This window comes from Blattabacterium cuenoti, assembly GCF_014251375.1.
Classification (GTDB): Bacteria; Bacteroidota; Bacteroidia; order Flavobacteriales; family Blattabacteriaceae; genus Blattabacterium; species Blattabacterium cuenoti_K.
Window position 1 is genome coordinate 476787 of the sequence record NZ_CP059187.1, and the last position, 13023, is coordinate 489809.

The 13023-nt window shown below is 26.0% G+C and carries 9 protein-coding genes, 2 tRNA genes and 1 pseudogene; 4 read left to right on the forward strand and 8 right to left on the reverse strand.

The features are described 5' to 3' along the window. Positions 1-46: 46 nt before the first annotated feature. The 3 genes from H0H71_RS02310 to ileS are packed head-to-tail and all read right to left on the reverse strand — an operon-like array spanning position 47 to position 4568. Positions 47-688, reverse strand: a complete 642-nt coding sequence (locus H0H71_RS02310) for a lipoprotein signal peptidase (RefSeq protein WP_185855935.1) — start codon at positions 686-688, stop codon at positions 47-49. Between the two features lie 13 nt (positions 689-701). Next, positions 702-1097, reverse strand: coding sequence for a TraR/DksA family transcriptional regulator (locus H0H71_RS02315; RefSeq protein ID WP_185855936.1), 396 nt, complete (start codon positions 1095-1097; stop codon positions 702-704). A gap of 3 nt (positions 1098-1100) precedes the next feature. Beyond that, a complete protein-coding gene (gene ileS, locus H0H71_RS02320) occupies positions 1101-4568 on the reverse strand; it encodes an isoleucine--tRNA ligase (RefSeq protein WP_185855937.1) in 3468 nt (1155 codons plus the stop codon). 70 nt (positions 4569-4638) lie between these two features. On the opposite strand from ileS, the gene mutS reads away from it, so the two are divergent. From mutS to H0H71_RS02335, 3 genes are all read left to right on the forward strand, one after another. Next, positions 4639-7236 carry a DNA mismatch repair protein MutS gene (gene mutS / locus H0H71_RS02325; RefSeq protein ID WP_185855938.1) on the forward strand — a complete coding sequence of 866 codons (2598 nt, stop codon included), beginning with the start codon at positions 4639-4641 and terminating at the stop codon, positions 7234-7236. A gap of 45 nt (positions 7237-7281) precedes the next feature. Further along, positions 7282-7354, forward strand: a tRNA-Gly gene (locus tag H0H71_RS02330). A gap of 23 nt (positions 7355-7377) precedes the next feature. Further along, positions 7378-7462 (forward strand) — tRNA-Leu (locus H0H71_RS02335). Positions 7463-7474: 12 nt separating this feature from the next. Here H0H71_RS02335 and guaB read toward each other — a convergent pair. After that, on the reverse strand, positions 7475-8953 hold the full coding sequence (gene guaB / locus H0H71_RS02340) for an IMP dehydrogenase (RefSeq protein WP_185855939.1): 1479 nt from the start codon (positions 8951-8953) through the stop codon (positions 7475-7477). 221 nt (positions 8954-9174) lie between these two features. Between guaB and H0H71_RS02345 the strand changes: the two genes are divergently transcribed. After that, positions 9175-9450 carry a hypothetical protein gene (locus H0H71_RS02345; protein ID WP_185855940.1) on the forward strand — a complete coding sequence of 92 codons (276 nt, stop codon included), beginning with the start codon at positions 9175-9177 and terminating at the stop codon, positions 9448-9450. A gap of 177 nt (positions 9451-9627) precedes the next feature. Here H0H71_RS02345 and rplS read toward each other — a convergent pair whose 3' ends face one another. From rplS to H0H71_RS03065, 4 genes and pseudogenes are all read right to left on the reverse strand, one after another. Beyond that, positions 9628-9990 carry a 50S ribosomal protein L19 gene (gene rplS / locus H0H71_RS02350; protein ID WP_185855941.1) on the reverse strand — a complete coding sequence of 121 codons (363 nt, stop codon included), beginning with the start codon at positions 9988-9990 and terminating at the stop codon, positions 9628-9630. A 19-nt stretch (positions 9991-10009) separates the two neighbouring features. Then, positions 10010-11410: a phosphoglucosamine mutase gene (gene glmM, locus H0H71_RS02355; RefSeq protein ID WP_185855942.1), complete on the reverse strand. Its 1401-nt coding sequence runs from the start codon at positions 11408-11410 to the stop codon at positions 10010-10012. A 52-nt stretch (positions 11411-11462) separates the two neighbouring features. Further along, a complete protein-coding gene (locus H0H71_RS02360; protein ID WP_238784441.1) occupies positions 11463-12668 on the reverse strand; it encodes an ABC transporter permease in 1206 nt (401 codons plus the stop codon). Positions 12669-12727: 59 nt separating this feature from the next. Next, a pseudogene (locus tag H0H71_RS03065) lies at positions 12728-13023 on the reverse strand (hypothetical protein); the annotation flags it as partial.

Genomic DNA, 13023 nt, shown 5'->3' on the forward strand with positions numbered 1-13023 from the left:
CAAATCTATAGAGAATTTTTCTAATTCTCAAAAAAAATAAGAAATGTCAAATAATTTCAACATTTTCAATTTTTTTTCTAAACATTAACAATAAAACAATTCCAAGGAATATAACAAAATCAGAAAAATTGAAAACTGGTTTAAAAAATTGAAAATGCCCCCCCCCAAAAAATGGAACCCAATAAGGAATATTGGTCTCAATTACAGGAATAGAGAACATATCAACGACACATCCTTCCATGAAGGATGCATACCCTTTTTTTAAAAAACCGCTAATCTTAGATATTCCAGTATAAGAAATCCATTTATGAGATTCTTTATGATATACTGTTCCAGTATCAAATAATAACCCGTATAAAGCACTATCCAAAAAATTTCCTATAGCTCCTGAAAAAATAAAACTAGTAGGAATAACTAAAAAATTTGAAGATTTTTTTTTTACATTTTTATAAAGAAAATAAGAAATAAAAAGTATTAATAAAAGACGTAAAACGCTTAAAAAAATTTTTCCCTGATATCCGGGAGCAAGTATAATCCCATATGCCATTCCAGGATTCTCTACAAAAAAAATCAAAAAAAAAGAAAAAATAGAAAAAACATAGCCCAATTCAAAGTGAGTTTTAATATAAATTTTTAAAAATTGATCAATCAATAAAATTGAAAAAACAATTAAAAGAATCTTTTTCAAAAAAACTAAAAATTTATCTTTTATTCTCTTCTACTTTCCGTTTACCTTCAATACTCAAAGTAGTATGAGGAACGGCCATAAGACGTTCTTTAGGAATTAATTTTTTTGTTATACGACAAATCCCATAATCTTCATTTTCTACTCTAATTAAAGCAGTATTTAAACTTCGTATAAATTTTTTTAGATGTTCCATAATTTTAACATTTTGTTCTTTACTCAAAGTATTTGATCCTTCTTCAAAAGCATTAAACGTAGGATACGTATCATCTGTTCCATTATTTTGATCATTAGTAAATGCCTCTTTTAGTAGAGAGAAATCTTTTTTTGCCTTTTCTAATTTTCCAATTAGAATTTGACGGAACTCTTTCCTTTCTTTCAGAGAATATTTTTGTTTTACTTTCTCTTCCATTTTTTACATTTTTCTTAATTTCCCAGCTTTTTGAGTTAAAATATAGATATCCTTTTTTTCAAAAGAAATCTTTATCCCTTTTTTTTCTTCTATGTTTTTTACTAAAAAAAGATCTATAGCAAGAGTTTCTTGACAAATAGAATCTTTATTTTTTTGTATAATCAATTGTATTTCTTCAATAGCATTGATATATACAAATATTTTTTCAACAACATTATAGTTACACTTTTTTCTTAACTTCTGTATATGTCTAATCAACTCTCTTATAATCCCTTCCTCACGAAGAGATTTCGTTATATTCAAATCCAAAGCGATTGTAAATTTACTTTCAGAATGAACAGACCAATTTTTAACAAATTCAGTATTAGTATTGATTATAACATCTTTAAAAGAAAGCATAATTTTTTCACCTTGAAGAAAAAAAACATATTTTTTGTTTTTTTCTATTTCGTTAATGTTTTCTTGAGAAAATTTTTTTATGATATCAGAAATTTTTTGAGTTTTATTTCCAAATTTAGGGCCTAAAGATTGATAATTTGGCTTAATATGTTTTTTGACTACTTCTACTAAAGATTTATGAGAAAAAGAAAATTCAATTCCTTTTACATTTGTTTCTTGTTGAAGAATTTTAGACATTTTTTGCAATTGAAAACATTCTTTCTCATTTTTATTAGAAATAAAAACAAGTAATTTTTGTAAAGGTTGTCGAATTTTTATTCTGTTTTTTTTTCTAATGTAAAAAACCATGTTCGTAATTTTTTGAATTAAAGACATCTGTTTATCCAATTTTTCATTTACAAAATGTAAATCATACTTTGGAAAAAATGTCAAATGAACACTCTCAAAATTTTCTTTCTTTGTAATAGAATTAAGATCTATATATAACCTATCTGAAAAAAATGGCACAATAGGGGAAATTAATTTGGAAATTGTTATCAAACATTTATAAAGTATTTGATATGCAGATATTTTATTCTTAGTATCCCCTTCTTTCCAAAATCTTCTCCGACATAATCTGATATACCAATTACTTAACTTATCTAAAACAAAAGATGAAATAAAACGAGCCGCTTTAGTAGGATTATAATTATCATAATACTGATCCACAATCTTAATCATTGTATTTAACTCAGAAAGAATCCATAAATCTAATTCTGTATAAAATTCTGAATAACAATTTTTTTCTTTGTAATAAAATCCATCAATATTGGCATATAAAACAAAAAAAGAATAAATATTATAAAGCGTTCCAAAAAATTTATTAATTACAGTATGAATCCCCTTTATATTAAATTTTAAATTATCCAAAGGATCAGAATTAAATATAATATACCAACGTATAGCGTCAGATCCATAATCTTCTATCAGATTAAAAGGATCTATAGTATTTCCTTTACTTTTAGACATTTTATGTCCTTTTTCATCTAAAACTAAGCCAGTAGATATAACATTTTTATATGCTATAGAATTAAATAACATACATCCAATGGCATGTAAAGTAAAAAACCATCCTCTTGTTTGATCTATTCCTTCTACAATAAGATCCGCAGGAAAAAAAAGATGTTTTTCTATATATTGTTTGTTTTCAAAGGGGTAATGAAACTGAGCATATGGCATAGATCCAGAATCAAACCATACATCTATTAAATCTGATTCCCTTTTCATTGGAGTTCCTCTACTAGAAACTAATACTATTTGATCTAAAATATGTTTATGTAAATCTACTTTTTCATAATTCTCATCACTCATATCATCTAGTACAAAATTTTCAAATATGTTATGAGACATTAATCCACGCTTAACAGATTTTTGAATTTCAAAATATAATTCTTTAATTGATCCTATCACAATTTCTTCGTCTCCATTTTTCGTTCTCCAAATAGGTAAAGGAGTTCCCCAATATCTAGAACGTGATAAATTCCAATCTTTTATATTTCCCAACCAAGAATCAAAACGTTTTTTTCCTGTAGATTTTGGATACCAATTGATTCCTTTGTTAGAAAAAATCATTTCTTTTTTTATTTTTGTAGTTTGAATAAACCATGAATCTAAAGGATAATAGAGAATAGGTTTTTCTGTTCTCCAACAATGGGGATAAAAATGAGTATACATTTCTACTTTAAAAAGCTTTTTTTCTTTTTCAAGAAAAGAAACTATTTCTTGATCTACTGATGATGAACATGAAAACGATTTTTTTGGATTCTGTTGAAAATCGTTTTTGACATATTTTCCCCCAAATCCATGTGGATAACTTTTTAAAAATTTTCCTTGTAAATCAACCAAAGGAACAGGAATATTTTCTTGATTTAAAATTAACATTGATGGAATATCATATTTTTTAGCTGCTGTTAAATCATCTACTCCAAATGTAGGTGCAATATGAACAATTCCAGTTCCTTCAATTGTATTAACAAAATCTGCTTCTATTATTTGAAAAGCATTTTCTTCTTTTTGGTAAGGCTTAAACCAAGGCAATAATTGTTCATATCTTCCTTTAATCAATTCGTTTCCTTTTAATCGATCTGCTATTAAATAAGGAATTTTATTATTTTCAATATTTTTGAAATGATCTAATTCAAAAAAACTAGAAACAGAATAAAATTTATTTGGAGATAACACTTTCTGAATTAACTTTTCAGAAAAAATAATATTTACCCTAGTAGAAAGATTATATGGATCATAAGTTATAACTAAAACATAATCTATATTTGATCCAATAGCTAATGCAGTGTTAGATGGGAGTGTCCAAGGAGTAGTAGTCCAAGATATTAAATGTATCTCACCTAAAAATTTTTGAATTCTTTTTGGAAGAGTTTCTTTTTTTGCTTTGAATTTTAAAGTCGGTGCTATTTGTTTAACTTTTTTATAGGTTCCGGGCATATTTAATTCATGATAACTCAATCCCGTCCCTGCTGCAGGAGAGTATGGTTGAATTGTGTAACCTTTATAAAGTATTTTTTTTTGATACAATTTCTTTATTAACCACCATACACTCTCTATATACTTTGTCCTATATGTAAGAAAAGAATTTTCTATATCTCCCCAATATCCTATTTGATTCGTAAATTTTATCCATTGATTCATAGATTCTTTTACAAAAGATTTACAAATACTATTATATTTTTCTACACTCATTTTTTTCCCTATATCCTTCTTAGTAATTCCTATTTTTTTTTCTACATTGAGTTCTACAGGAAGTCCATGTGTATCCCAACCCGCTTTTCTTATCACTCTCTTTCCCTTTAGTGTGTGATATCTGCAGAAAATGTCTTTTATAGTTCTAGCTACTATATGGTGGATTCCCGGAGTTCCGTTTAAAGATGGAGGGCCTTCATATAAAACATAGTATTTCGAATTTTTTCTAGATTGAAAACTTTTTTGAAAAATTTTATGTTTTTTCCAATAATGAGCTATTTCCAAAGTAATTTTTTTTAGGTCTAGTTTTTTATATTCTTTAAATGTTTTTGACATAAAATATTGTTCTTATTAGAATTTAAATTCTTGTAAAAAATTTAATAATCATCCCCTATTTCATTTATTTATGAATAAAAAAAACAAAAAAGAAGAAACTCCATTAATCAAACAATATAATAATATAAAATCTAAATATACAGAAGATACGATCCTATTATTTCAAGTTGGAGATTTCTATGAAACTTTTGGAAAAGATGCTATTAAATGTTCAAAAATATTGGATATCATTTTAACTAAACGATCAAATATTTATTTAGCTGGATTTCCTTATCATTCTTTAAATACTTACTTACCAAAATTAATACAATCAGGACATCGTGTGGCAATTTGTGACCAATTAGAAGAACCACAAAAAGGAAAAAATATTGTCAAAAGAGGAGTAGTCGAATTGGTAACACCAGGAATCACTATTAATGAAAAAATTCTACAAACTAAGTTTAATAATTTTTTAGCTTCTATTCATGTGAATAATAAAAAAAAAAAATTAGGATTTAGTCTTTTAGACATTTCTACAGGAGAATTTTTTTTAGCAGAAGAGAAGAAAGAAAACATTTTACAATATCTAAAACATTTTAATCCTAGTGAAATTCTTTTTCAAAAAAAGGAAAAAAAGTTTTTTAATCAATTTTTAAAGGGAAAATATTATACTTTTTTAATGGAAGATTGGATATTCAATTATTCATTCGCATATGAAAAATTGATCAATCATTTTCAAACAAATTCTTTAAAAGGATTTGGAATAGATGATTTAAAATTAGGAATTATCGCTTCCGGTGTTATATTAAGTTATTTACATGATACTCAATATTATAAAATTAAACATATTTCCACTATACAAAGAATAAAAAAAGAAGAACATATGTGGATAGATGATTTTACCTTTAAAAATTTGGAAATTTTTCATTCTTTTAATAAAGAAGGAGTTGCTTTAATAGATGTTATAGATAAAACAATTACTCCTATGGGAAGCAGATTATTAAAAAATTGGATTCTTTTTCCCCTAATAAATATTCTACACATTAAAAAACGGCATGATATAGTACAAGAACTCTTTTCTAATCCATCCATTCACAAATGGATCAAAAAAAAACTTAAAAAAATTTCTGATATAGAACGAATGATTTCTAAAATAGCTATTGGAAAAATATCTCCTAGAGAACTAATAGCATTACATCAATCTCTAATATCTATTGTTGAAATACAAAAAAAAATATCTCATAAAGAATCAAAAAAAATTGTAAAAATTGTCAATTCTTTTCAGAATTGCGACACTATTTCTGAACAGATTATTCAAACAATACAACCTGATTCTTCACATCATATTGAAAAAGGAAATATTATTGTTAAAGGATTTTCTAAAAAATTAGATGAGATTCGTAATCTCTACTTCTCTAAAAAAGAATATTTAGAAAAACTTTGTTCAATTGAACAATTAAATACAGGAATACAAAATCTAAAAATTAGACATAATAATATAATTGGATACTACTTCGAAGTCAAAATTTCAAAAAAACATAAAGTACCATCACATTGGATACGTAAACAAACATTATCCAATTCCGAAAGATATCTTACAGAAGAATTAAAAAATTCTGAATTACAAATTTTAAATGCTGAACAAAAAATTTTATTTCTTGAAAAAGAAATATTTCAAAATTTGATTAATCAAATTTTGAAACATATAAAACCTCTACAAAAAAACGCAAAAATAATTGCGAAATTAGACGTGTTATGTTCTTTTTCTACTATAGCATTGGAAAATAATTATATTAAACCAAAAATAAATTACTCTTTTAAATTACATATAAAAGAAGGTAGACATCCGGTAATTGAAAAACAATTTCAATCCAAAACATCATATATTCCTAATGATATTATTCTAGATAAATCAGATCAACAAATTCTGATAATTACTGGTCCAAATATGTCAGGAAAATCAGCTTTTTTGCGACAAACTGCAATTATTATATTAATGACGCATATCGGGTGTTTTGTTCCAGCTACATATGTAAAAATGGGATTGATAGATAAAATATTTAGTAGAATTGGAGCTTCAGATAACATTTCTTTAGGAGAATCTACTTTTATGGTAGAAATGAATGAAACTGCAAATATATTAAACAATATTTCTAAAAGAAGTTTTCTTATCTTAGACGAAATAGGAAGAGGAACAAGTACTTCTGATGGAATTTCAATAGCTTGGTCTATTATTGAATATCTGCATGAAAATTCTTTAAAACCAATCACCCTATTTGCTACTCATTATCATGAGTTAAACAAAATGAGTAATTTCTTTAAAAGAATTAAAAATTATCATTTTTATGTCAAAAAAATTGATGAAGACATTATTTTTATGCGTAAACTAATAGATGGAGCGAGTAAACATAGTTTTGGAATCCATGTAGCAAAAATATCAGGAATGCCTATCAAAATAATTCATAGAGCACAAGAAGTCTTAAAAAAAATAGAAAAAAAAAATATTTGTATCCCCACAACCTATAATCATCTCTCTCACTCTAATAATAAAAATAAAAAAAACTCTTTAATGTTTAAAAAGATTATTCATTATTTAAATAAAATAGATATTAATTATATTACTCCTGTTGAAGCACTTGTAAAAATAAGTGAAATGAAAAATTTATTAGATGATTTATCAAATTTTTGATATCTTAGGAGAAGTATATTGAAATTTTTATTCGTTATAGAAAACGCGAGAATAGCTCAGTTGGAAGAGCACGATCTTGCCAAGATCGGGGGCGCGGGTTCAAATCCCGTTTCTCGCTCTTTTTCTTCTTTGTTTTTCCTGGCCTGGGTGGTGGAATTGGTAGACACACAGGACTTAAAATCCTGTGATCATTATGATCGTACGGGTTCAAATCCCGTCCCGGGTACTTTTTTTTAGTTCAATTATTATTTTTTCTACTATAATTGAAATAATTCGGAGATTCTTTTGTAATACTGACACTATGAGGATGATTTTCTTTTAGACCAGAATTAGTAATCCTAACAAATTTTCCAGTTTTGATTAATTCTTTAATTGTAGAAACTCCACAATATCCCATTCCAGAACGTAGCCCTCCACAAATTTGATAAAGAACATCTTTCATTTTTCCTTTATAAGGAACTTTTGCTTCTATTCCTTCTGGAACAAACTTTTTATTTAGTTGAAAATAACGATCTTTACTGCCTCTTTTCATGGCAACTAAAGATCCCATTCCAACATATGTTTTAAACTTTCTTCCCTGAAATATAATTTCTTCTCCTGGAGCTTCATCTGTTCCCGCAAAAAGACTTCCAATCATAACAGAACTAGCCCCCGCAGCAATAGCTTTTACTACATCTCCTGAATATCTGATTCCTCCATCAGAAATTACATTTACATTTCTTGTTTTAGCATATTCATATACATCATTTATAGCAGTAATTTGAGGCATTCCAACACCAGCTATAACTCTTGTAGTACAAATAGACCCGGATCCGATACCTACTTTTAAAATAGTGGCGCCAGCATCTATCAAATCCTTTGCCGCTTTCATAGTCACAATATTTCCAGCTAGTAATGCGATATCTGGATAAGATTTTCTAATCAATTTTATCATTTTCAATATGCTAGAGGAATGGCCATGAGCTGAATCTATAGCTATAAAATCCACACCTATTTTTACTAAAGATTCGACTCTATCCAAAGTATTTTTATCTATTCCTACAGATGCACCTACACGTAAACGACCTTTAGAATCTTTGCATGCGTTGGGATATTCTATTAAATTATCAATATCTCTAATTGTAATCAAACCTACCAATTTTTTGTTATCATCTACAATAGGTAATTTTTCTATTCTTTCTCTCAAAAGAATTTTTTTTGCTTCCTCTAAAGTAATACTTCTTTTAGAAGTTATCAATTTTTCTTTTGTCATAACATCTTCTACTAAAGAATCTAAATCTAGACGATATTTAATATCTCTACGAGTAATAATTCCAATTAAAAAGTTATCTTTTTCAATTACAGGAAGTCCTGAAATATGGTATCTTTTCATAAGATATTGCGCATGTCTAAGTGTTGAGTTTCTAGAAAGAGTGATAGGATCATCTATCATTCCACTATCACTTCTTTTTACTCTATAAACTTCTTCTAATTGATTTTTTATATTCATATTCTTATGAATAATTCCGATTCCACCTTCTCTTGCTATGGAAATTGCAAGAGAAGATTCAGTGACTGTATCCATTGCAGCGCTTAATATAGGGATATTCAGAGTAATATCAAACGTTAAACAAGTTTTAAGAGAAACTTCTGATGGATGAATAGAAGAATAAGATGGAACTAGTAAAACATCATCAAAAGTTAAAGCTTCTTTTAAAATTTTTTTCTTTAAAGACATAATTATTGAATTTTTTTCTAAAAATATATAAATTTGTCTAGTTGAATTTATCATACACTAAATGTAATAGTCTTATCTTTAGAAAAAAGAAAATGTCAGAACTGTTTTAACAGTTCATATAGTCTATGACTATGAAGAAAAGACTAAGGAGTGATATATTTTATCATTTTTTTATATAAATTTGCCCAGAATATGTTATAACTGAAATAATATTATTGATTATGATGAAAAAATTAAGAATTACTGTTACTACTATCTTGTTAGCGGTTTTTTTATTGATAACAAGTAGTTGTAATAACAAATCTAAAAACGACAATACTTCTACTACAACAGAAGAGGAGAAAACAGCTAATAATGAGAATCAAACAAATTCCACAAATCCGACTCCCCCTTCTGCTTCAGAGGAATCCTCAAAAACTGAGGGTGAAGATACTTCTTCTACATCCAATGATAAAGAAAAGATCGCACCTTCTGAAGAAAATGAAAAGAGTAAATAATCAAATATAAGTAGAGTAGTATTTATATTTTTTTTTTTTTTTTGTTTGTTAGTTAGTGTAATGAGTGAATGTTTTATGATGTATGATGTTAGAAGATTAGAAGAGTAGATAAGTAAGTAAGTTAAGTAGAGTAGTATCAAAAAAGAGGGGATTTTGAATGTTCTCCCTTTTTTGATATTATTTTCTATTTTTTTCTTCTTTGCTCTTTACTCTTGCTTTTTTTCCTCTAAGAAATCTAAAATAATAAATTTTTGATCTTCTTACTTTTCCTTTTTTATTTAATTCTATTTTTTTTATGCTGGGTTGGTTAAAAATAAATGTTCTTTCTATTCCTATTTCTCCACTCATTTTTCGAACAGTAAAAGTTTTTGTTAATCCTTTTCCTTGTTTTTTTATCACTATCCCCTTAAAAGATTGTATTCTTTTTTTTTCTCCCTCTTTAATCTCAAAAAAAACTGTTACAGTATCTCCAGAACTAAATAAAGGAAAATCATTTTTATTAATAAATTTACTTTCTATATATTTAACTAAATTTAACATATATTGAATGTATTAAAAATTAAAAATTTTTTATTTCAGATATAATTTTTTTTGCTAAAAATTCTGCTCTTTTCTTTGATCTGCTTTCTGTATAAATTCGAATAATATTTTCAGTTTTAGATTTTCTTACATGAATCCATTCATTATTATTTATGAAATAAATCTTAATTCCATCATTAAGATCTATCTTTTCTTTTTTATATTTTTTTTTCATTATTTCTAAAAATATTTTTATTTTTTGATCAGAAGAAAATCGAATTTTTTTCTTTGACATAAAATAATTAGGATATTTTTTTCTCAATTCAGTTAATGGAATTTTAGAAAGTCCCGCAACATGAGTCAAAAATAAAGCTATTCCTACTAATGCATCTCTTCCATAACGTAAATCTGGGTAAATAATCCCTCCATTTCCTTCTCCTCCAATCACTGCATGAACTTCCTTCATTTTTTTTACAACATGTACTTCTCCTACAGAGGTGGGGTAATAAGGAACTCCTTTATAAAAAGATAAATCTTTCAATGCATGAGAAGAAGATAAAGTAGAAACAATAGGCCCTGATTTATTTTTTAAGATATAATCCGCAATAGATACTAAAGTATATTCTTCTCCAAAAAAATTTCCATTTTCACAAATAAATACAACACGATCTACATCTGGATCTACAGATATTCCTAAATCAGCTTGTATTTCCGGTACTTTTTGACAGATTTCTTTCAAATTTCTTTCAATAGGTTCAGGATTGTGAACAAAATCTCCATGAGGATTACAATACATTTTTACTATTACTTTAACTCCTAAAGATTTTAAAAGAATAGGAATAGCTATTCCTCCTGTAGAATTTATACCATCTACTACAATTTTGAATTGAGCTTTTTTAATCATTTCTACATCTACCAATGGTAAAGAAAGAATAGTCTTTATATGTTTTTGAACATAATTTTTTCTGTAGTAATGATTTCCTAATTGATGAGATGAAACAAAATGAAAATGTTCCTTGTCTACTAAACAGAGTAATTTTTGGAAATCTTTTTCAGATAAAAACTCCCCTTGAGAATTGAATATTTTTAACCCATTCCAATTTTTTGGATTATGGCTTGCAGTTAACATAATCCCTCCATCTGCTTTTTCATTCATTACAGCTATTCCAACAGTTGGAGTTGTAGATAATCCAATATCAATCACATCTATTCCAAAACTTTGAAAGGTGATAATTAAAAATTTTTGAAATATGAATGAAGTAGTCCGACCATCTCTTCCTAATACTATTAAATACTTATCTTTCCTTTTTTTTTTATATTTTTTCCTCATCCAAAAAACATATCCTGCAGAGATTTTCATTATTTCTATAGGAGATAAACTTTCTCCATATTTTCCTCTCAAAGTTCCTCTTATTCCAGATGAAGATTTTACAAGTGTCAAAAAAATAAATTTTTATGATTCAAAAATACAAAATTAAATTTTTAGATTGAATTTATTCAAATTCTATCACTTTGGTGATCGTAATTTTATTCAAAATAAAAAAACAAGTAAAAAACGTAGTCAAAATACATGTAAGAATAATTGATAAATTAATAAGGAAAATATGAGTTATATTCAAGTAAATAGGAACAAAATCCATGTAATATTGCGTTTTATTTAATGAAAGTATTCTAAACTTTTTTTGTAAAATTAAAAAAGAAATTCCAATACTATTTCCTATTATCAAAGAAGGAGTTAAAATTTCCATCATATAATATAAAAAAATCTTATGAATTGTTTTATTATCAGAACCTATAGTTTTTAAAATTCCTATAGTTTTCATTCGTTCCAAAATGAGTATTAAAAGAAATACTATTATATTAATAATGACAGATACAAAAACTACAAAACTAATAACAAAAATATTGACATTAAAAATATGAATCCATTTTAAAATATTATCGTGAAATTTATCGTAAATAGTTTCAACCATAAAATTTTTTGAAACTTTATGTAGAATTTCTTTTTTAACAGAATCCATTTTTTTCTGATCAATAGAAGATAAAAAAAATTCTACCCCCTCTATCAGATCTTCATTCCAATTTTTTATATTCTGTATGTGTTTCATATCACCAATAATATAAACATTGTCAAATTCTGAAATTCCGGTATCGTATAATCCAGATACATAAAATTTTTTAGAAAAAAAGAAAGGAATTCCTCCTTTTTTTAGAAAAAAAAAATTTACTCTAAAAAAAGAACCAACATTTAATCCTAATAAAATGGAATTTTTTTTAGATAAAATAACTTCTGAATTAGAAAAAATACTTTTTCTAATCCTTGAAAAGGATCCTTTAATTAAAAATTTTTTAAAAAAAACAGGGTTATAATCTTTTTCAGATAATCCTCTAAATACAAATTTTTCTACATTTTCATTTTCAACAATTATCACATTACTTTCAGAAAAAGTATGAATATGACTAATAATAGAAGAATTTTTGAATGAAAATTTATTCAATAAAATTGATACTTCTTTTGTTGTATTAGAAAATGGGATTTTTTTTTTAACCAAAATTTGCCCTCTAATATTCAAGAATTTTTTCTTTATAACTTCTTTAAAACCAAATCCTATAGAAAAAGTTAGAAGAGTTATAATAACACTAAATGCTATTGTAATTTTAGTTATTGTTACAATTGTATTTAGTTCCCCCTTTCTCAAAATGGTATTTCTGAAAAAAAACCATTCAAAATTCAATCTATTTTCAAAATTAATAGTTCTTAAAAAGAAGAAAAATTATCCTCATCTGTTATGAGAGGATCCTTAAAATCAATAAGATATTCATATAAAAAAGACTTTTCTTCTACAAAAAGACTTTCTTTATCTAGAATATTTTTTTGATAGTCTTCTTCCCAAGAAGACATTTTTTTTTCTTCAAAATCCATAAACTTGGATTGACTTTCTTTATCTAGAATATTTTTTTGATAGTCTTCTTCCCAAGAAGACATTTTTTTTTCTTCAAAATCCATAAACTTGGATTGACTTTCTTTATCTAGAATATTTTTTTGATAGTCTT

Bases quoted from the DNA above. Each gene is read 5' to 3' on its own strand.
- guaB (WP_185855939.1), bottom strand. From the start codon at position 8,953: ATGTCTTTAAAGAAAAAAATTTTAAAAGAAGCTTTAACTTTTGATGAT.
- rplS (WP_185855941.1), bottom strand. From the start codon at position 9,990: ATGTTAAATTTAGTTAAATATATAGAAAGTAAATTTATTAATAAAAAT.
- ileS (WP_185855937.1), bottom strand. From the start codon at position 4,568: ATGTCAAAAACATTTAAAGAATATAAAAAACTAGACCTAAAAAAAATT.
- H0H71_RS02315 (WP_185855936.1), bottom strand. From the start codon at position 1,097: ATGGAAGAGAAAGTAAAACAAAAATATTCTCTGAAAGAAAGGAAAGAG.
- mutS (WP_185855938.1), top strand. From the start codon at position 4,639: ATGAATAAAAAAAACAAAAAAGAAGAAACTCCATTAATCAAACAATAT.
- H0H71_RS02345 (WP_185855940.1), top strand. From the start codon at position 9,175: ATGATGAAAAAATTAAGAATTACTGTTACTACTATCTTGTTAGCGGTT.